This window comes from Roseinatronobacter sp. S2, from assembly GCF_029581395.1.
Lineage (GTDB): Bacteria > Pseudomonadota > Alphaproteobacteria > Rhodobacterales > Rhodobacteraceae > Roseinatronobacter.
The window spans coordinates 484637-504356 of record NZ_CP121113.1; the positions used below are offsets into that span (position 1 = coordinate 484637).

Genomic DNA, 19720 nt, shown 5'->3' on the forward strand with positions numbered 1-19720 from the left:
AGTGAATCATGTTCTCAAACCGCTGTCGAGACAGGACTATTTCAGCGGCCTGTTAGACCAAACGAACCGCGAAGGTCTTCGTGCAACACCGGAACAACAAGTTCTGGTGGGAATACTTCAACATATTATCCAAGGCCTCTTCAGAGGGTTTCTTCGCGAAATGGACCGACGCTACAAACGTCAGCCACTTGATCTATCTACTATCGAGACTGAGATCAAAAGTTTAGAAACGCGCGCCACGATTGCCTTAAAGCAGATTCGGCAGCATGTGCCCCATGAGGATGAAGAACTGTATGTTGATCTCCAGCATGCATTTTTTGAGTTCAAGGAGCTTACGGAAAGAGCTCAAAGGAAAATTAAAGAAGTTGAAGAAGATAGTAGACAGATGACCCAAATGGCGGGCGTAGGTTTGATGGTCGAAGTGGTAGCACACGAGCTTGCAAGATCATCTGAATCCGCGCTCAAAACCCTTGAAGCTCTGAGAGGACAAGAGCTTCCAGACTCAGCGCGCGCCCACTTTGAAACCCTTCGTGCTGAGATGAAGAGCGTGAGCAAACGACTGCGTGTCCTCGATCCACTAAGCGTTTCCGGGCGACAGCGATCAGAAACATTCGATCTTGAGCATTTGATCGACGAACTTGAAGAGGGGCATCGCGCGCAGTTTGAGAGGCACGGCGTTGACTTCAAATTCGTACCAACAGAAAAACCTCTACGTATACGTGCAGTGAAAGGTATGATAGTTCAAGTTCTCGAGAACCTAATTTCGAACTCGATCTATTGGATGGACATCAAGTCCAAGAGAGAAAGCAGCTTTACTCCACAAATCAAAATTGAGTTGGAAACAGACCCAATTTCCTTTACTTATCAAGACAATGGTTCAGGTATCGCTTTGGAGAACGCTGAGAAGGTATTTCGGCCGTTCTGGTCATTAAAGGAGAAGACCAAACGACGTGGGCTTGGTCTATTTATTGCAAGGGAATGTATAGAGTATCACAACGGCACATTGAAACTCGATACCTCTAATATTGGCGACGCTAAACGCTTGAATAAATTTATTGTTGAACTTCCCGAAAGTGCCAGAGCATGAACGCGGTGCAACTCTTAAACGACCGAGGAATAGCAAGCGCGCTCATCATAGACGACGGTTACGATGAGGTTCCAACTTCAGCAGACCTCTCTACGAACGTAGAGGGTTGGCGCAATTTTATTGCCGACTTTTCGATTCACGCAGATGTCCTCTCTGAGGTTTTTCCCGACCATGGGAAGGTAGAAGTTGATGATCTAATCAAGCGTGACGACTTTGTTGCAGCGCTTTGGCATCATCGTACTAAACTTGATGCAGACACACAGGAAGAACTGTTTGGGAATTTCTCTCGTGACAAGAGCAATGACCTAACGTTTCTCTCGGGCTTGGAGGACAAGCTGAGGGGCTTTGGTATTCAGCCTATCGCTGTTGGAAGAGACGCAGACATCCCCAATCAAAATACCGTTCCGCTCATTTTTGTTGATCTCTTTCTTGATGGTGCCTAAAATGATGCATCTGAAGAGCGTTCCATTAAACGGATTCTTGCGATAATTGAAGGACGCAGAGATGATCCTCCGCTTATTGTGCTTATGTCTCGGAGCACACGGCTTGAGCAACGAAAAGAAGAGTTTCGTCGAAAATCCAAGTTACTTGGGGCGATGTTCAGGGTTGCCACAAAAAGAAGCTTGGATGATATTGACGTTCTCACGCGTGTGCTGTCCCGCTTAGCTCAACATAGGCTAGACGCTCTAAAGATAGCGAAACTTTTGCATGTGTGGGACGAAGGTCTAATTGGAGCTCGCACACGCTTTATGGAATCTGTGCGAAAGCTTGATCTAACCGATTACGCACAAATCCGTGATTTGCTTTTGAATTTTGAAGGCCAGCCACTGGGTAGCTACTTGATTGATGTTTTTGATCGTGTACTTCAACATGAAATCGAGAGAGATTCTGATCTGATAGCGGCGGCGGCTGATGTAAACACGGTTAACTTAGAAAGGTACCTAGCTCCGAACATTTCAGGTTCGCCTGATCTGCAAGAACTAGTTTATAGAACAATTTACCACAATCCCGAACGTTTGAATGTTAAGGGTGATGACGGGGACCTTCCGATTTCATTTGGGGATTTACTTGTCGACAAGAGAGTTTTTGAAGAGTCTTCAAATCTCACTCTTCCTTTTGATGTTATGGTGGTTCTGACGGCAGCCTGCGATTTGGTCCGAAATGGTGTGGATCACATCTTGCTGCTTCAGGGAAAGTTGAAGCCATTGGAGCCAACTGCGTGGAGCTACGACAACAAGGCAATTCGTACGCCAATTATTTCTTTCACAGACGGACGCCGTTTTGGGATCAGTTGGACCATTAAGGCCGTAACGGGTTGGTCGCGAGAGGATGTGAAGGTGCACTTATCTGATGATGGCGGCTTTATCAAGCATGCAAGATTACGTGAGAGCGTTGCACTCGAACTGCAGCAGAAGATGTTATCCAACTTGGGTAGAGTTGGACAAATTGCACCAATGCCTGCTTGTTTCCCAGTAGCTATCCAACTTTACAGGCCAAACACTGATGGTGAATGGATTGAACTCGCGTCTGAATTGTTATCAAGTCGTGGTGGTGTGATCTTTGTAGGGCGTGACGATGACAGTAAACCCAACGCAAGGTTGGTGATTGCGGAGGACGTCTGCGAGGAAATTGCGATGTTAATCAATACTTTGACGGATGATGATGTGCCGAAGATAGGCCGACCAAGTTTAGCAAGGATAAAGGCTAGCCAAGGCTTATTAACAAATCTCGAACAAGGCCTAAATGTGTCTGGATTGAAGAAGGAACTTCTAGAAATTAGGGCCACGGTGGACCTTGGCGACGGTCCCAAAGAAGAGGTTGTAGCATTTGTCACTCGTGGTGCGGATCCTACGAAGATCAATAGTCAGGCGTGTAAGCGTGCTGTCATTGCATTGATCATTTCTGAACAAGTAAATGTCTTAGTACCGGTGGGGGCTGGTTAAAAAGCGTCTATAGTCAATTATTTACTGTCCATTTGGAGGTGGCTCGAACCTACCACAAAATCATAGATTTAGCGATCTCGATTTGATTTCGATTAACACGCCCCCATATCAATCAATAGTATATGTTGAAACCGCCACGGGAATTAAAGGTAATGCGAGTGACAAGTTCATCACCAGGTATTTCTCTGAGAGCACTGCTAATGATTGCAAAATCGAAGGCGGTTCAGGGGCTACTTCCATCGTCAGTGATTGAACTTATGGAAAGAATGTCTCCAGGGTTTTTGGATACTCCGGAGGTAAATCGCGTTGCGGCAGCAATTCTTGACCCAGCAGAATTGCTTCTTGATAATGCTACTCGATTGAAAATTATCAGACTACTGCCGCTGGCCAAAGCGCGTGAACTCTGTACGACCCTTGGCCTCACAATAGAGCGAAGCCCCTATGAAGCCATAGAGACAGAGATCGCCGAGATTGGTCTCGTCCAACTTTTCGATTTTTTTGGGATCGTCGACGATCCACGTGCACCAAAATTTGCTCCTCCTTCATCGCAAAATGTGCCTGTTGCTTATGGCCTGTTTCCGCACCAACGAGTTGCCGCTAGGAAGGTTGCAGCTGCGTTAGCAAAACCTCCGCGCAAAGTTGTGCTTCACATGCCAACCGGCGCCGGAAAAACACGTACTGCTATGCATCTAGCCGCCCGACACTTGCGCGAGTATGGACCAACGGTGATCATTTGGCTGGCACAAAACCGGGAGCTGTTGGATCAGGCTGCAGAAGAGTTTGAAAAAGCATGGACATCACTAGGTGATCGCGATGTGCAGCTTATGAGGTTCTGGGGAAGCAAGCGCGCGCCACTTGCGGATCTAGATGACGGATTACTTGTCGCGGGCTTGGCAAAGATGGCAGCATTAGACGCCAAGGATGCCAACTCAATCCTAACTCTCGCGGATCGAGCTTCACTGATCGTTATTGACGAAGCTCACCAAGCAATCGCGCCGACTTACGCCCGTGTTTTGCGGGCATTGAATTCAAAACGCCCTAACAATGCTCTCCTCGGCCTTACAGCCACGCCGGGGCGTACTTGGTCGGAGATTGACGAAGACAAGCGCCTTTCCGATTTTTTTGAAGGGCAGAAGGTCGTTCTCGAAATCGACGGATATGATGACCCGGTGACTTTCCTTATGGATCAAGAGTATCTGGCTCGGCCCAGTTTTCGCCAGCTAAAAGCACCGACAGAAATCTGCCTCAGCAAGGCTGATATTCGCTCACTGGAAAATGACCCGGACTTCACTAACGATCTTCTAGAAAAAGTTGGTCTCGACGCCGCGCGTAACGAAGTCATCTTATCAGAAATTTTTGATGCCTTGATGCGCCATGACCGCATAATTGTATTTACCCCATCGGTAGAGAACGCACGGCTGCTGCAGGCGATGCTGACCATTAAGAACGTAGAAGCCCTTTTTGTCGCTGGAGAAACAGACGGCGGCGAACGAGAACGTCGTATCAAGCGCTAAAAGTCTAGTGGGGTCGGCAAGATCGTCATGTTGAACTATGGCGTGCTTACCACTGGATTCGACGCTCCACGCACGAGCTGCGCGATTATAGCGCGGCCAACTAAGTCACTTGTTCTGTACAGTCAAATGGTCGGTCGGGCGACCCGAGGTGTTCGTGCCGGTGGCAACAAAGAAGCTGAGATCATTACCGTTATAGATCCCGATCTACCTGGGTTTGGCAGCGTGGCGGAAGCATTTCAAAACTGGGAGGATGTCTGGCATGAACCAGATTACGGCTAACGAAGAAAGCAGATTCAATGTCGACATAATTCCACCGGAGCTGGCCGTGCGCGCGATGCGTGACAGTGGATATAGAAGTACGGATTACGCGCTGGCTGAACTCATAGATAATTCAGTTCAGGCTAATGCCACACAAGTCGATGTCGTGTGTTTCGAAATAATGAAGCAAGTGAACCAACGTAAAAGTCGACGAATTGACCAGATAGCTGTCATTGACAACGGTGATGGTATGACGCCCGAAACGCTGCGGATCGCGCTCCAATTCGGTAATGGCACGCACTTGAAAGACCGAAAAGGAATTGGCCGTTTCGGCATGGGCCTTCCCAACTCATCTATCTCTCAGTGCCGACGCTTGGAAGTTTGGTCCTGGCAGGCCGGGCCGCAAAACGCGATGTGGACCTATCTCGACGTGGATGAGATCGAGCAGGGACTTCTGAAGTCGGTACCAGTACCGGAGCAACGCCCGGTACCACAAGAATGGCGTGATCGGTCCAATGTCATCGAGACCACCGGCACCCTTGTCCTTTGGTCCAACTTCGACGATCACCGACTACAATGGCGTGGCGCGAAGGCCACTTTGGAAAACACTGAGGTCCTTATAGGGCGGATGTATCGCAAGTTTATCGATGCGGGTGACCTTATCATTCGGCTGGCAGCTTTTAGTGAAGACGGCGCATCATTTGATGCACCTACCCGGGTTAATGACCCGCTTTATTTGATGTCAGATTCATCCACGCCTGCTCCTTTCGACAAATAGCCCATGTTCCAAAAGTGGGGTGAGGGCGATCAATCCTTTGAAATCGAATTGGACGGACAGGTTCATAGAGTTTTTGTACGGATCAGTTGGGCTAAAGAGGATACAATTACGCGGGGATCTTCGCCAGACCGCGGGTCAATGCCCTATGGCAAGCACTCCGCTAGGAACGTTGGGGTTTCGGTCGTACGTGAGCGTCGAGAGCTTGAGCTCGATAAAGGTTGGACGATTGGGTACGATCCACGCGAACGATGGTGGGGGATCGAGGTCGAATTTCCATTGGCGCTTGATGAAATCTTTGGGGTCACAAACAATAAGCAGCACGCAAACACCTTTGCTGCCATGGCGCAATTTGACTGGACCGACGAAGCCGATCCCGGAGAGCAACGTTCCGCATTCCGCGAGCGCCTTCAGGCTGATGGCGACCCACGTTCGCTGCTTATCGATGTTGCCGAATATGTACACGAGCAACTTGATGAAATTCGACGCCGTGTAAAGGCACAAACAAAGGGAAAGCGCACCTCGCAGAAGCGTCATGAAGATCCTGATGTCGACGATCAGGCAAGTGACAAATTCCGTGAGCGTGCGAAGTCTGGTCATGAAACCGAAACTGATGAGGCGGGGTTTTCAGAAGAGGACAGGGCAGAGCTCGAAGCTGATTTGGTTGAAAACGACCATTATTCAGCCCAGGACGCGAAGAACATCACCGAAGCAGTAGTAAGCCGAAAACGCAAAGTGCAGTTTTCTACAGGGCACCTTGATGGCCACCATTTCTTCTCAACCAAACAATTTGGCGACTTAACAAAAATTACTTTCAACACCAATCATCCAATCTACGATCAGCTTGTTGAAGCACTAAATCCAGAAACTGACGATGACACAGACGCTGAGCTTCTCGATAGGGTGCACCGAGCATCAGATACACTGAGGCTGCTTTTTGCAGCATGGGCTCGTTACGAGCTTGAAGAAACTCAGAAACACGATGAATTGATGGAAATGCGCCAAGAATGGGGAAAAATGGCCAAAGTTTTTCTTCGTGAAGGATCAAAAGACTGAAAATGAAGATTGGTGAGCACCTTCTTTCGATCCTTAGCCGAGCGCAAACCAGCGTTCAAATTGCCGCACCGTTTATCAAGTCTCATTCGCTCGAGAAGGCGCTAATTGCGGTCCCCAAAGGCGTACCTGTTACTTGCGTAACACGTTGGCGACCAGAGGATATTGCCAGCGGCGTCTGTGATCTCGAGATTCTGGATCAGCTGAGCGAACGTCCGGGGTCGACTTTGCTGGTTCATCCTCATCTTCATGCCAAATTTTTTGCTGCAGATGATCTTTGCCTCGTCGGCTCAGCCAACTTGACACACACCGCTTTGGGATGGCGTTCTCCAGCTAACCTAGAGTTACTCATAGAGCTGGATTCACGTAAACATGGCTTGAGCGAGTGGTGGACCGAATTGATAGCCAACTCCATATTCGCAACAGACGAAATGAAGTTTGCGCTTGCTGAACGAGCAGAAGCGTTGCGGATATCTGGTAATCCTATTGCCCGTCCGGAAACAGATCCGGAAGATGTCGGAGAAGCGAAGGTGTGGGCACCGCAATGCCCTAGGTGGTCAGGATTATGGGAAGCCTATGTCGGGGATGAAGACCAAATGCCAGCAAGCGCAATGCGTTCGGCGAAATACGACCTTGAAGTGCTTGCAATTCCACCGGGCTTAAACGAGGAGAGATTTCGCGAAGCACTCACAACTATTTTTAGGAACACTGTAATTGTGCATGAGATTGAAAGGCTATCAACATCAGGCCTTACTGACGCCGCAGCTCATGACATTTTGCGTTCTTTATGCGGCATCACGGAAAAAGAAGCTGCACGCCGTTGGCAGATACTTAAGGGATGGCTAAGCGCGCTTTTTCCGAATGAGTATCGCGTAGAAACGAACCAAGAAGTTTTATTGCGCGGACGCAATTTATAGCCGCTGCAAATGATAGGAGGTGATATCGTTCTTTGCCGTTGCCGTTGCCGTTGCCGTTGCCGTTGCCGTTGCCGTTGCCGTTGCCGTTGCATCGTAAGCGGTGGTAAAACTGCAAGTGCTACCGGCGAACGGTAACTAGCACGAGCAATCATTGAACGATGTCATGAGAGCCTTACGAGTCGGTAACGGCGAACCGATTCAAAGACGTTCTGGCAATTGGTCGCCGACGGCCTTTATGAAGCTGCATGGCTCCCGCTCCAAAACCTTTAAAATAAACAGTAATTCTATGACATCAAGCCGCCTTTCGCCCAATTCATACTTACCAACGAATGATGGCGGCTTCCCGAGTTTCTTGGCCAGTTGAGCTTGAGACAGGCCAGCGTCGCAGCGCACCTCCACTAGTGCTTTGAGCAGTCCGGAATACGCCTCTGTGTGAACTGTACCTGCCAAGTTGAGATCCGCCGTTGTTACGACGAGATCGCTACCCCCATTTCGGGTTTACCCCCAAAATGGGGGTGATATATACTGAAGCTGGCTAGAGCTAGCAGGGGAGCGCCCGCCATGACGACCATAACCTTCTTTAGCCCAAAGGGCGGCGCGGGCCGGACCACGGCGGTCATGGCGATGGCCTCCGCGATCCTCGAGGAGAATAAACTGAAACCTGCCGTTATCGACATGACGGAAGAAGCCGGGCCCCTCGGTCATGGCAAACCATCGTCGTTGACCATGTGGGAAAGAAAGATGGTCAAGTGCGGATATAGCTTCGATGATTTTAGGGTTGAGGAAGTCTATGATTTTGAAAGCATGATCCGTGCGGACTGCGAGTGTGAGTTTAGTGAGTTCGCTTACCAACTTGTAGATACGCCAAAGCGTCCCAATGAACTCGTGCTGAACAAGGTAGGACGCAGCGATTTGATCATCGTGCCCTTCAAGAATGCTGCAGAAGCGGCACTGATAAGTAAATGGCTGGCGAAGCACTTGGAAAAGAAGCAGCTGATCCATGGCTTGGCGACTGCCATCGAAACCGAAGATGACTACTTGCTGGCAAGGAGGGCCTTTGCTGGGTTTCCCGTGTTGCAAACCTATCTGCCAAATGTGCAAATATTCAAACGGCAACCAGAATTCGGACATCTGTTCAGCATCGAACCACGTGAGGCAGATCCCGCAAACCCGACGCCTGAGGAAATGCGTATCAGATTTCTGTATGACGAAGGCTGCAGGTCAGCACAGGATCTCTGGGATGAGGTACGTTGGATTATTCACGAGGATGAAGAACGAAAGCGGGAGGCAAGGAACGTGATCGATCGTCGCAAGGTAATCCGATGATGTCGAATTTCGAGGTACAAGCAACGTGTCGACTGCCATCCGAAAGCGACACAAACCTATGGATTCTCTGACTCCTGTCGGTAGGCCGTGCCAAGCAATCCCAACTCAAATGCCAAGCATTTCCGACCCAAACCTGACCTTCGCTGCCGGACGCACGAAGGTCAGGTGAGCGGGAAAAACGGACCTTCGCTGCGACTACAGCAACTTCCGCTTTCAGGGTGCCTTTCAATAAACCGTCATTTTAAGTAGCCTGCACTCCGCCGCCATTTAAGAAAACCCACCGCCATTCCAAAAAGAATAAACTACATAGAGGCTGCCAACTGCGCTCCCTGTGAGTAGGCAATACCGTCTTTGCCACGGGATTGGATCGATCCGGCGCTTAGTGAGCGGGGGCTTGCCACGCCACTTACGCCAAAGAGCAACCAGACCATAAACAAGGCCTTCGAAAAACATGTGGATCAGCAACAACGGCCAAAAAATCGCGATGATCATCCAGCCGAAATCAAACAAGACAAAGACTAAGACTCCGGTGATAAGCGCTCCCATAAACAACCCGAGCAGTAGCCCGCCGACAATCCAAGGGATATCACTGTGCTGATAGGGTCGAGTTGGGCGGTCGCTCATGTCAGGAGGATCAGTTGCATGCAGGTGTGGCCTTTGGATAAGCGGGTCGTTTCCACCATAATTTCTGAAAAATCTTGTACCACAAGCCCTTGGCAAAAAGCACTTTTATTTGTTACGTTTTTGGCGGCACTGGGAATAGCAGACACTCGCGCAAGCCGCAGCATTGGTCAGTTTGGGCTCTTTTTCCTCTTTCGCTACATGACGCGCTAAGGTCCGTTTCTGTCTGATGGGCCACTTGGGTCAGAAATCTGACACAAATGTCGGTTTTGCATGGCATTTGACACCACGGTGCGACCCGCACATCTCCTTCTTCACCTATGTTGCCCCTTCCCACGGAAATGAAGCGAAGCAGTTCGTCCCGTCATACGAACACGCTGGTAAACAGCTGCTCATTCTCGAAAACACGATCACCGAGGACCAAAGACAGCTTCAGCTGGTTGGCGGCGTCCTTCGGAGGGTCAAAGCATCACTCGATGGGATTTATACGGGATACCCGTATGTGGCGCAAACTACGGAAATTCAGCAGAAAGGCATGGAGGATACGTCGTACTGGCTCATCTTACTAACCCCGCCAGCACCGCATAGAGTTGGACCGTCAGATTGTCGAAGCCCCGACAGGCGAGTAGGACGCGGAACGTTCCCACATGGATCTTTGACCGAATTGACTTCGGCCGTTACCATTTGATTGCACAGATGCCAAAAGCCGGGATCGCCAATATGACGACTAAACCGACAGTCCAGACAGGTCAGGATTCCAACGAGATATCGTATGGCGTTCGCATCCGGCGATTACACATCTCACCCGGAAAATCACTTAGCAGGCCGCTGAAATAGTCCTGTCTCGACAGCGGTTTGAGAACATGATTCACTCTTTGCACTGTAACGGCGGGGGTGACGATGCGCGGGACGGACGGGACGAGCGGGTCGCTGTTCAGCTATGTTGATCTGGAGGAGCGCATTCCGGTGCGGCACCCTTTGCGCAAGATCCGTCAGGTGGTGAATGACGCGCTCGCCAGTCTCGATGCCGAGTTCGAGGCGCTTTACACCGATTTCGGCCGCCCTTCGATCCCGCCGGAACGGCTGATCCGGGCCAGCCTGCTGCAACTCCTGTTCTCGGTCCGATCCGAGCGTCAGTTGATGGAGCAGATGAATTACAACCTGATGTTCCGCTGGTTTGTCGGGCTGGGTATCGATGATCCCGTCTGGGTCCCGACCGTCTTCACGAAGAACCGCGACCGGCTGCTGAGCACGCAGATGTCGCGCAAGGTGATGGCGGCGATTCTGGCCCATCGCGAGGTCGCGCCGCTTCTGTCGGACGACCACTTCTCGGTCGATGGCACGCTGGTGAAGGCTTGGGCGTCGATGAAGAGCTTCCAGCCGAAGGCAGAGACCACCCCGCCTGACGATGACGGGCCATGCGATCCACTCGCCCAGATGCCACGCTTGAGCCCGCGCCTTCCGAGACCCAACCGAGACCGACCCGATGCCCCGCACCACCAAACCCCACCGCAATGCCGAAGTCGATTTCAAGGGCGAGAAACGGTCCAATGCCACCCACGCCTCGACCACCGACCCGGACGCGCGCCTTTACAAGAAGTCCCCGGGGCACCGGGGCGATGCTTTGCTTCATCGGGCATGCGCTGATGGAGAACCGGAGTGGGCTGATCGTGCAAGGCGACCTGACCCAGGCTGACGGCCATGCCGAACGTACGGCCGCCCTGGACATGGTTCATCGCCATTCCCCTGGATCGACCCGGCAGATGACGCTGGGGGCCGACAAGGGGTATGACGCGGGTGGGTTCGTTGCCGACCTGCGCAAAGCCTGCGTCACGCCCCATATCGCCCAGAAAACGAGATATTCAGCAATCGATGGCCGAACCACCCGACATGCCGGTTACGCCCTGTCCCAGAAGCACCGAAAGAAAATTGAAGAGGCGTTCGGCTGGGCGAAAACCGTCGGCGGCATGGCACAGACCATGTATCGCGGCGTCGATCGCGTCCGGTCGCGGTTCATCCTGACAATGGCCGCCAACAACCTCGCAAGACTGCCCCGGTTGCTGGCTGTGTGACGCGGAAGAACCGCACCTGGCGCGTATGTCGAACGCGCCGACAGACATCGCAATCCCCCGACCCAGCCCTGATGAAGGGACAGCCTTCCGGCTCAGGGACTATTTCAGCGCCCTGTTAGGTACGTGGCGCTGTCGGACATGCACCCAGCGGATGCGCAACGGTTTGCAAGATTTATCGCCCCCTGCGCTTGCCCTACCGTTGAAGGAGAACAGGCGTTTTATCTCCACGATTGGGAACGCTGGAACCGCGCCGAAAGCGGAGAAGCCACACCGCCGCACAAACGCCCCCGAATGACGACCTTGCAGGCCTATGCCGCCCAGAGCTCGGTCAGCTACGGAGAGATCAGCGAAGAGCGGTTTGCTGAAATTGTCCGTGGCGATGCGCCAACACAGAGCGAGAAAGTCAGCGTCTGTCAGGGCCTGACCGAGATGCATGCCGCGTCGATCAATCAGAACAGCGCGAACGAACTGGCGGCGGAACTGGGCATGACACGCGCGGCGCTGGAAGCCCGCTGTCAGGAACTTTGCGGGGTGGCGATGGGCGCGCATGCATTTCCAGCCGAGTTGCCAGTGCCACCCGTATGGCTAGGTGACACATGAGTTAAGCCGTCACGGCACGTTAAAGTAAACGAAAAGGGCTGTTTAGAGGCGGAACAGCAACTGATTCCTCACATCACGACGATTCTCTGCGTGAGTAGAGTTTTCGATCCAATCCACACTGGCCAAATTCTTACCGAACCAAGCTTTAAGAGAAAGCCATGAGGAGTTCGAAACCATCACCTTCCGCCCTCCAGCACTCCCCAAAGTGCTCAAAGGACAAAAACTCTGACGAAAATGGACAAAACCTTGACGCCAGAGTCCAAAAGCCAAGGCTCATCACACAATTTTTTCAGATAATGGTGAGCCGGACAGGATTCGAACCTGTGACCCGCTGATTAAAAGTCAGCTGCTCTACCAACTGAGCTACCGGCCCACACATGTCGGGCTACTTAGAAAAGCGCGGCCACCGGGTCAAGGACGAAATGCGCTTTTTGCACAGTAATTGGGATCAATGTTGAAATGATGTCTGGTCAGCGTGCCGCACGCCTCTTATATCGCGGCCATGATGGACATGAATACCCCCCTGGCCTTTGTCAAAATGCATGGCGCTGGCAATGATTTTGTCATTATCGACTCGCTGCACCGTGCAGGCGGGGTGATGACGGCTGCGCTGGCTGCGGCTATTGGCGACCGTCATCGCGGGGTGGGGTTTGACCAGCTTGCGGAATTGCGCCCCTCGGACACCGCCGATCTGGACCTTGATTTCTGGAATGCCGACGGATCGCGGGCAGGGGCGTGCGGCAATGCAACGCGCTGTGTCGCGCATATGGTCATGGCGGCGCGCGGGCTGGACCGGCTGCGTATTCGCACCGCGCGCGGTGTGCTGATTGCCGAAAACCGGCAGGGGCAGATATGGGTGAATATGGGCGCGCCGCTGCTGAACTGGCAAGATATTCCGCTGGCGCAGGATTGTGAAACCGATCATTTGCCAATAGCAGGCGACCCCGCAGCCGTTGGCATGGGCAACCCGCATTGCGTTTTCTTCGTGGCCGACGCAGACAGCGCGCCGGTGGCCGAACAGGGTCGCAAGACCGAACACCACCCGCTGTTCCCGCAATCCACCAATGTGGAATTTGCCAGCGTGACTGCACTGGACCACCTGCGCCTGCGCGTGTGGGAACGTGGCACAGGCATAACGCTTGCCTGCGGGTCGGGTGCCTGCGCGACCGCTGTGGCCGCGCACCGGCGCGGGCTGACAGGACGGCAGGTGCGCATTGATGCCGATGGCGGGCAGTTGCTGGTTGACTGGCGCGACGACGGCGTGTGGCTGTCCGGCCCTGTGGCGCATGTGTTTGACGCCACGCTGCCCGCTGAATTCCTTGCGGGTCTTGCATGAGCGCGCCTGTCTTCACAACCTTGGGCTGTCGCCTGAACGCTTACGAGACAGAGGCGATGAAGGCCCTTGCCGAAGCCGCTGGCGTTCAAGGCGCCGTGGTGGTCAATACCTGCGCGGTCACCGCCGAAGCGGTGCGCAAGGCGCGGCAGGAAATCCGCCGCCTGCGTCGTGAACACCCCGATGCGCCGATTATCGTGACCGGATGTGCCGCGCAAACCGAACCCGAAACATTTGCCGCAATGCCCGAAGTGACCCGCGTTATCGGCAACACCGAAAAAATGCAGGCCGCCACATGGGCGCAACTGACCCCCGACCTGATAGGGACGACCGAACGCGTGCAGGTTGATGACATCATGTCGGTGCGCGAAACCGCAGGCCATCTGATTGACGGGTTCGGCACCCGCGCGCGCGCCTATGTGCAGGTGCAAAACGGCTGTGACCATCGCTGCACGTTTTGTATCATCCCGTTCGGGCGTGGCAATTCGCGGTCTGTGCCTGCGGGCGTGGTGGTGGAGCAGATCAAGCGGCTGGTCGGCCAGGGTTATAACGAGGTGGTTCTGACGGGCGTGGACCTGACAAGCTGGGGCGCGGATTTGCCAGCGACCCCGCGTCTGGGCGATCTGGTGCGCCGTATCCTGAAACTGGTGCCCGATCTGGCCCGCCTGCGCATTTCGTCGATTGACTCGATCGAGGCAGACCCCGCGCTGATGGAAGCCATCGCGACCGAGGCCCGGCTGATGCCGCATCTGCACCTGTCGTTGCAGGCGGGCGATGATATGATTCTGAAGCGCATGAAGCGCCGCCATCTGCGCGATGACGCGATCCGCTTTTGCGAAGATGCCCGCAGCCTGCGCCCTGACATGGTGTTTGGTGCGGACATCATTGCGGGCTTTCCCACGGAAACCGACGCGATGTTTGCCAATTCCCTGAAGCTGGTGGATGAATGCGGCCTGACTTTCCTGCATGTGTTCCCCTTCAGCCCGCGCAAGGGCACGCCAGCGGCCCGCATGCCGCAGCTGGGGGGCAAGACCATTCGTGACCGTGCCGCACGCCTGCGCGATGCGGGGGCGCGTGCCTGCGCTGCGCATCTGGCCGCCCAGCAGGGCAAGCGGCACCGTGTGTTGATGGAAAACCCCCATATGGGCCGCACAGAGCAATTCACCGAGGTGGATTTTACAACCGCGCAGCCCGTTGGTGCGATTGTGGATGTTGCGATCACCGGCAAAAGCGATACCCGCCTTCTTGCCTGACCCCCTTGCGCCTGCGCGGTGGCGCTGTAGCTTGGCGCGGCCAGTTTAAGGCTGGCTGCCAGTTTCCAACCTACAAGGACCAAACCCATGACCAACGCTATTGAAACCCGCCTGTCCGAACTTGGCCTGACCCTTCCGGACGCGCCTGCGCCTGCGGCCAATTATGTGCCGTTTGTTCAAAGCGGGGCGCTGGTTTTCGTGTCTGGCCAGATCAGTTCAGGCGCGGATGGTTTGATTCGCGGCAAGCTGGGCGTGGATCTTGACGTGGCCCAAGGGGCTGAGGCCGCGAAAGCCTGCGCGCTGGCGCTGATTGCGCAGCTGCGTGTTGCCTGTGGCGGGGATTTGTCGCGCCTGAAGCGCGTGGTCAAGCTGACGGGTTTTGTCAACAGCACGCCCGATTTCACCGACCAGCCCAAGGTTGTGAATGGCGCGTCAGACCTGATGGTTGCCGTGTTCGGTGATGCAGGCCGCCATGCCCGCGCCGCTGTGGGTGCACCGTCCCTGCCAATGGGCGTCGCGGTCGAGATTGAAGGCATTTTTGAAATCGCCTGACGCGACATGCTTTGGCGCGGCGCACAGGGCGCAAGCCCGCCGCGCCACAGCCGTGCAGCAGTATCTGTCAGATGGAACCACAAGGCTGGCTAGTTCCGGCCTTTTGCAGACATCGGTATAGCGCCCAAGGCGCGGAGCAAAGGCCGCAGGTGGCCCACGCCATCGGTGGGCCGTCCCGCGGCCTGCCGATTATTCTGCTGCCAAACCAAGCTTATGATCTTGGGAGTATGCAGCCCGCATAAAGTGAACTTCACCAATGCCGGATCGGCAGACCCCGGCCCACCGCTGGCGCGGGCTATGTCCAAGCGCGGATGACCGCTTCAGGCCAGCCCCCCAATCACGGTGCTTCAACCTGATCGGATCAAATTCTAGCGTTTCTTCATCGCGGCCTGTAGCGCCGCGCCAAGACCGCCCATCTGGGGCGCGGTGTCTGCCTTGGGCTGTGGTTTAGCCTGTGGCTTTCCTTGCGATTTCGCGGCGGGTTTGGTGTTGTCGCGGCGCGCATCGCGTGAGGTAGCAGGGGCAGCGGCCGCAGCATCCGACGCGCCATCCTTGCGCATTGTCAAGCCGATGCGTTTGCGCGGCACGTCTATGTCCACCACCCGCACGCGCACCACATCGCCGGTTTTCACCACCTCATGGGGGTCTTTTACAAAACGGTCGGCCAGTTGGCTGACATGCACCAGCCCGTCCTGATGCACGCCAATATCGACAAATGCCCCGAAGGCCGCGACATTGGTGACCGTGCCTTCCAGTGACATGCCGGGCCGCAGATCGGTGATGGTGTCTATCCCGTCGGCGAAACTGGCGGTCTTGAATTCAGGGCGCGGGTCGCGTCCGGGTTTTTCCAGCTCGCTCAGAATGTCGCGGACGGTGGGCAGGCCGAAACTGTCATCGACAAAATCCGCCGGTTCCAGTGACCGCAGAACGGACGGTGCGGCCATCAGTGCAGTCAGGTCCTTGCCGGTTGCCTTGACGATGCGCCGCGCCAGTGCATAGGCTTCCGGGTGGACAGATGAAGCGTCCAGCGGTTCGGCCCCGTCGCGGATGCGCAAGAACCCCGCCGCCTGTTCAAAGGCTTTCGGGCCAAGGCGCGCAACCTTCAGCAATTCCTTGCGGGTTTTGAACGGGCCTGCTCCATCGCGGTGCGCCACAATGGCTTCGGCCAGTGTTTGCCCCAGCCCCGACACCCGCGCCAGCAGGGGCGGGGATGCGGTGTTCAGGTCCACACCGACTGCGTTCACTGCATCTTCGACCACGGCATCCAGCATCCGCGCAAGGCGGGACTGGTTCACATCATGCTGATACTGGCCCACGCCAATGCTTTTGGGGTCAATCTTGACCAGTTCGGCCAGCGGGTCCTGTAAGCGCCGTGCAATGGACACAGCGCCGCGCAAACTGACATCCAGATCAGGAAATTCCGCCGAGGCCAGCGCAGATGCCGAATAGACCGATGCGCCCGCTTCCGACACCACCACTTTGGCCGGTTTCGCGCTGCCCGGAAGCTGCGCCAGCAAATCCGTGACCATGCGTTCGCTTTCGCGGCTGGCCGTGCCGTTGCCGATGGCGATCAAGGCGACCTTGTGGCGGGCTATCAATGCAGCCAGCGTGGCCTGTGCGCCGCGCAGGTCATTCTTGGGCTGGAACGGATAGATTGTTGCTGTGTCCAGCAATTTGCCTGTCCCGTCCACCACTGCAACCTTGCAGCCGGTGCGAATGCCCGGATCAATGCCCAGCGTCACACGGTTGCCCGCAGGGGCGGCCAGTAACAGGTCGTGCAGGTTGCGCGCGAAAACGCGAATGGCCTCTTCTTCGGCGCGTTCGCGCAATTCGGCCATCAGGTCAATGCTTAGCGACAGTTTCAGCTTGATGCGCCATGTCCAGTCGCAGGCGGTGGCCAGCCAGTCGTCCGCCGCGCCACTGCCGCCAATACCCACAGTTGCGCGCACCATGCGTTCAACGGGCGCGGTGTCTTGCAATGTCAGGTCAAGATGCAGGAATCCTTCGTTGCGGCCGCGCAGCATGGCAAGGGCGCGGTGGCTTGGGCAGGTTTTCAACGCTTCGGAATGCGCAAAATAATCGCTGAACTTCGCGCCCTCGGCTTCCTTGCCATCCGCGACAGTGGCGGTAATTGCGCCGTTGCTGCGCATATGGTCGCGCAAACGGCCCAGCAATGCGGCATCTTCCGACAGGCGTTCGGCCAGAATGTCGCGCGCGCCGGTCAGCGCGGCCTTGGTGTCGGGGACAGCGTCAGACACATAGGCGCTCGCCAGTGCCTGTGGGTCGCGCCGTTCGGTCAGGATGGCATCCAGCAGGGGTTCCAGCCCGTTTTCGCGCGCGATCATCGCTTTTGTGCGGCGCTTGGGTTTATAGGGCAGATACAGGTCTTCAAGCGTGGCCTTGGTGTCGGCCCCTGCAAGCGCGCGCGCCAGATCATCGGTCAGCTTGCCCTGCTCGGATATGGATTTGACGATTGTGGTGCGCCGGTCTTCCAGCTCGCGCAGATAGGTCAGGCGTTCTGCCAGCAGGCGCAGTTGCGTGTCATCCAGCCCGCCGGTCACTTCCTTGCGATAGCGTGCGATGAAGGGAACTGTGGCCCCTTCGTCCAGTAGCGCGATAGCGGCCTGCACCTGTTGCGGGCGGGCGTTGACATCTGTTGCAATGCGGGCGGCGATCTGGGGGGCGGTCATGACACTCCTGAACAAATTTGGTCTGGGGAAGCCCTCGATACCTGCGGGCAAACACCACGGCAAGCCCTGTCAGGGGGGCGCGGCATAGCGGGCCAGAAACATATCGACCGCCCCGTCGGCGACGCGCGCAATTTCTGCATCATTCACGTCTGCCTGCACGCCGCACAGCATGCGGTCGCAAAGGGTTGTCTGGCACAACTGAAAGAACTGGTCGGCGGCAAGGTCGATATCATCAATGGCCAGCGTGCCGCGCGCCACTGCCTGCCGGAAATAGGCCCCGAGTCGCGCGCGCCCCAGTTCCGGCCCGTTTTCATAAAACGCCCGCCCGATTTCGGGAAAGCGCGGCGCTTCGGACACGCAGATGCGGAACATGGCAATGCCGAAATCCGACATCAGATAGCCGATCAGGCGCAGTGCCGTGGCATGCAATGCCTGTCGGGGCGGGGCATCTGGGGTCAGCAGGTCAAGCGCCTCATCGGCAAGGTTCAGAATTTCAGTCTGATAGACTTCGGTGAAAAGCTGTCGTTTGTCAGGGAAATAGCTGTAAAGCGTGGCCTTTGATACGCCCGCAACCCGCGCAATTTCATCGACATTTGCGCGTTCATAGCCCATTTCGATGAAAACCTGCCGCGCACCTTCCAGAACCTGCCCGATTTTGCGGCCTTGCCTGATCTTGTGTGTTGTCACTGTGCTGATGTCCCCCTGTAAGCTGTAGGATAGTGGCTGGAAATCGGCAAGGAAAGCGCACAATATGCGAATGCGACGTTTCACATGTTAATTCCGGGTCAAGATGGTCGAAATATTTCTGAAAACACTGCCATTCTTTGCCCTGATCGGTGTGGGCTTTGGTGCGGGGCGGTCCGGGTTCTTTCCGGCGCAGGCCACGGCCTATCTGACCAAGTTCGTCTTTTACTTTGCGCTGTCGGCCATGCTGTTCGGGTTTGCCGCCAATCTTAGTTTTGCCGACTTGCTGGATATGCAGGCAGCGGGTGCGTATCTGCTGGCCTGTGCGGTGGTGTATGGGGTGGTCATGCTGGTCGCGTTCGCGCGGCGCGCGAAACTTGACACCGCCACCATTGAGGCCCATTGCGCCATTATTGGCAATACCGGCTTTTTGGGCGTGCCGATGCTGGTGGTCCTGCTGGGCGAGGCATCGGTCAAGACCGTGTTGCTGGTGCTGACCATCGACCTGATCGTGTTTTCATCGCTGTTTACAGTGCTGATTACCTTCGCGCGGGGCGGCGGTGTGGACTGGCGCCTGCCTGCGCGACTGTTCGGGGCGGTGTTGCGCAACCCGATGGTTGTGGCCATGGCGCTGGGGCTGACATGGTCGGCAACAGGGTGGCAGGTGCCCATGCCGGTCAATGACTTCCTGACACTTCTGGGGGCTGCGGCGACACCTTGCGCGCTGTTTGCGATCGGGGCGTCGCTTGCGGACAAGAAGCTGGAGCGGTTGCAGATTGTGTCCTGGCTGTCCTTTGCCAAACTGTTCTTGCATCCCGCTGCCGTGGCCGTGGCCGCGCTGGGCCTGTTTTCAGTGGACCCCTATGTTGCAGGCGTCCTGATTGCGGCGGCTGCCCTGCCGGTTGCAGGCAATGTCTTTATTCTGGCGCAGCATTATCAGGCAGGTCCAGCGCGGGTTTCAGCCACGATTCTGGTGTCCACACTGATCAGCATTGCCACCGTGCCTGTCGTGATTGCATGGGTCACCGGCTTCTGACACAGT

General features: G+C 55.3%; 17 protein-coding genes, 1 tRNA gene and 1 pseudogene. 14 read left to right on the plus strand and 5 right to left on the minus strand.

Annotated elements, in window-relative coordinates; translation table 11 throughout:
• Window position 1 precedes the first annotated feature (1 nt).
• From P8S53_RS02230 to P8S53_RS02260, 7 genes are all read left to right on the plus strand, one after another.
• On the plus strand, window positions 2-1087 hold the full coding sequence (locus P8S53_RS02230) for a sensor histidine kinase (protein WP_277805544.1): 1086 nt from the start codon (window positions 2-4) through the stop codon (window positions 1085-1087).
• Entirely contained in the window at window positions 1084-1530 is a 447-nt protein-coding gene (locus tag P8S53_RS02235) for a hypothetical protein (RefSeq protein ID WP_277805545.1), read from the plus strand. Before P8S53_RS02230 ends, P8S53_RS02235 begins: the two co-directional genes overlap by 4 nt.
• Before the next feature lie 180 nt (window positions 1531-1710).
• Window positions 1711-3030: a hypothetical protein gene (locus P8S53_RS02240; RefSeq protein ID WP_277805546.1), complete on the plus strand. Its 1320-nt coding sequence runs from the start codon at window positions 1711-1713 to the stop codon at window positions 3028-3030.
• Window positions 3031-3230: 200 nt separating this feature from the next.
• Window positions 3231-4544, plus strand: a complete 1314-nt coding sequence (locus tag P8S53_RS02245) for a DEAD/DEAH box helicase (RefSeq protein ID WP_277805547.1) — start codon at window positions 3231-3233, stop codon at window positions 4542-4544.
• A gap of 259 nt (window positions 4545-4803) precedes the next feature.
• On the plus strand, window positions 4804-5580 hold the full coding sequence (locus tag P8S53_RS02250) for an ATP-binding protein (protein ID WP_277805548.1): 777 nt from the start codon (window positions 4804-4806) through the stop codon (window positions 5578-5580).
• A gap of 3 nt (window positions 5581-5583) precedes the next feature.
• A complete protein-coding gene (locus P8S53_RS02255) occupies window positions 5584-6633 on the plus strand; it encodes a hypothetical protein (protein ID WP_277805549.1) in 1050 nt (349 codons plus the stop codon).
• A gap of 2 nt (window positions 6634-6635) precedes the next feature.
• Window positions 6636-7547: a phospholipase D family protein gene (locus tag P8S53_RS02260; RefSeq protein WP_277805550.1), complete on the plus strand. Its 912-nt coding sequence runs from the start codon at window positions 6636-6638 to the stop codon at window positions 7545-7547.
• 198 nt (window positions 7548-7745) lie between these two features.
• On the opposite strand, the gene P8S53_RS21270 is transcribed toward P8S53_RS02260, so the two are convergent.
• On the minus strand, window positions 7746-7946 hold the full coding sequence (locus P8S53_RS21270) for a helix-turn-helix transcriptional regulator (protein ID WP_306417858.1): 201 nt from the start codon (window positions 7944-7946) through the stop codon (window positions 7746-7748).
• A 162-nt stretch (window positions 7947-8108) separates the two neighbouring features.
• On the opposite strand from P8S53_RS21270, the gene P8S53_RS02265 reads away from it, so the two are divergent.
• Window positions 8109-8873, plus strand: coding sequence for a ParA family protein (locus tag P8S53_RS02265; RefSeq protein ID WP_277805551.1), 765 nt, complete (start codon window positions 8109-8111; stop codon window positions 8871-8873).
• Window positions 8874-9140: 267 nt separating this feature from the next.
• On the opposite strand, the gene P8S53_RS02270 is transcribed toward P8S53_RS02265, so the two are convergent.
• Window positions 9141-9497 (minus strand): hypothetical protein, encoded by a 357-nt coding sequence (locus tag P8S53_RS02270; RefSeq protein ID WP_277805552.1) that lies wholly within the window; start codon window positions 9495-9497, stop codon window positions 9141-9143.
• A gap of 897 nt (window positions 9498-10394) precedes the next feature.
• On the opposite strand from P8S53_RS02270, the pseudogene P8S53_RS02275 reads away from it, so the two are divergent.
• Both P8S53_RS02275 and P8S53_RS02280 read left to right on the plus strand, forming a co-directional pair.
• Window positions 10395-11566: pseudogene (locus P8S53_RS02275) on the plus strand (IS5 family transposase).
• A gap of 291 nt (window positions 11567-11857) precedes the next feature.
• Window positions 11858-12166, plus strand: a complete 309-nt coding sequence (locus P8S53_RS02280; protein ID WP_277805553.1) for a hypothetical protein — start codon at window positions 11858-11860, stop codon at window positions 12164-12166.
• Window positions 12167-12463: 297 nt separating this feature from the next.
• Here P8S53_RS02280 and P8S53_RS02285 read toward each other — a convergent pair.
• Window positions 12464-12539, minus strand: a tRNA-Lys gene (locus P8S53_RS02285).
• A gap of 129 nt (window positions 12540-12668) precedes the next feature.
• On the opposite strand from P8S53_RS02285, the gene dapF reads away from it, so the two are divergent.
• The 3 genes from dapF (at window position 12669) to P8S53_RS02300 (ending at window position 15304) form a co-directional block, all read left to right on the plus strand.
• On the plus strand, window positions 12669-13502 hold the full coding sequence (dapF, locus tag P8S53_RS02290; protein WP_306417859.1) for a diaminopimelate epimerase: 834 nt from the start codon (window positions 12669-12671) through the stop codon (window positions 13500-13502).
• A complete protein-coding gene (gene mtaB, locus P8S53_RS02295) occupies window positions 13499-14752 on the plus strand; it encodes a tRNA (N(6)-L-threonylcarbamoyladenosine(37)-C(2))-methylthiotransferase MtaB (RefSeq protein ID WP_277805555.1) in 1254 nt (417 codons plus the stop codon). The genes dapF and mtaB overlap by 4 nt, the downstream gene beginning before the upstream one ends.
• An 87-nt stretch (window positions 14753-14839) precedes the next feature.
• The gene (locus P8S53_RS02300) at window positions 14840-15304 is read left to right on the plus strand and encodes a RidA family protein (RefSeq protein ID WP_277805556.1); all 465 of its coding nucleotides are present in this window, start codon (window positions 14840-14842) and stop codon (window positions 15302-15304) included.
• Between the two features lie 368 nt (window positions 15305-15672).
• Here the strand turns inward: P8S53_RS02300 and P8S53_RS02305 are convergent, their stop codons facing one another.
• Both P8S53_RS02305 and P8S53_RS02310 read right to left on the minus strand, forming a co-directional pair.
• Window positions 15673-17994 (minus strand): Tex family protein, encoded by a 2322-nt coding sequence (locus tag P8S53_RS02305; RefSeq protein WP_277805557.1) that lies wholly within the window; start codon window positions 17992-17994, stop codon window positions 15673-15675.
• A 69-nt stretch (window positions 17995-18063) separates the two neighbouring features.
• A complete protein-coding gene (locus tag P8S53_RS02310) occupies window positions 18064-18681 on the minus strand; it encodes a TetR/AcrR family transcriptional regulator (protein WP_277805558.1) in 618 nt (205 codons plus the stop codon).
• Between the two features lie 103 nt (window positions 18682-18784).
• On the opposite strand from P8S53_RS02310, the gene P8S53_RS02315 reads away from it, so the two are divergent.
• Window positions 18785-19714, plus strand: a complete 930-nt coding sequence (locus tag P8S53_RS02315; RefSeq protein WP_277805559.1) for an AEC family transporter — start codon at window positions 18785-18787, stop codon at window positions 19712-19714.
• The last annotated feature ends 6 nt before the right edge of the window (window positions 19715-19720 follow it).

Coding starts and splice junctions, on each gene's coding strand:
- dapF (WP_306417859.1), top strand. CDS start 12,669: ATGATGGACATGAATACCCCCCTGGCCTTTGTCAAAATGCATGGCGCT.
- P8S53_RS02245 (WP_277805547.1), top strand. CDS start 3,231: ATGATTGCAAAATCGAAGGCGGTTCAGGGGCTACTTCCATCGTCAGTG.
- P8S53_RS02235 (WP_277805545.1), top strand. CDS start 1,084: ATGAACGCGGTGCAACTCTTAAACGACCGAGGAATAGCAAGCGCGCTC.
- P8S53_RS02280 (WP_277805553.1), top strand. CDS start 11,858: ATGACGACCTTGCAGGCCTATGCCGCCCAGAGCTCGGTCAGCTACGGA.
- P8S53_RS02265 (WP_277805551.1), top strand. CDS start 8,109: ATGACGACCATAACCTTCTTTAGCCCAAAGGGCGGCGCGGGCCGGACC.
- P8S53_RS02300 (WP_277805556.1), top strand. CDS start 14,840: ATGACCAACGCTATTGAAACCCGCCTGTCCGAACTTGGCCTGACCCTT.
- P8S53_RS02315 (WP_277805559.1), top strand. CDS start 18,785: ATGGTCGAAATATTTCTGAAAACACTGCCATTCTTTGCCCTGATCGGT.
- P8S53_RS02255 (WP_277805549.1), top strand. CDS start 5,584: ATGTTCCAAAAGTGGGGTGAGGGCGATCAATCCTTTGAAATCGAATTG.
- mtaB (WP_277805555.1), top strand. CDS start 13,499: ATGAGCGCGCCTGTCTTCACAACCTTGGGCTGTCGCCTGAACGCTTAC.
- P8S53_RS02305 (WP_277805557.1), bottom strand. CDS start 17,994: ATGACCGCCCCCCAGATCGCCGCCCGCATTGCAACAGATGTCAACGCC.
- P8S53_RS02260 (WP_277805550.1), top strand. CDS start 6,636: ATGAAGATTGGTGAGCACCTTCTTTCGATCCTTAGCCGAGCGCAAACC.
- P8S53_RS02250 (WP_277805548.1), top strand. CDS start 4,804: ATGAACCAGATTACGGCTAACGAAGAAAGCAGATTCAATGTCGACATA.
- P8S53_RS02270 (WP_277805552.1), bottom strand. CDS start 9,497: ATGAGCGACCGCCCAACTCGACCCTATCAGCACAGTGATATCCCTTGG.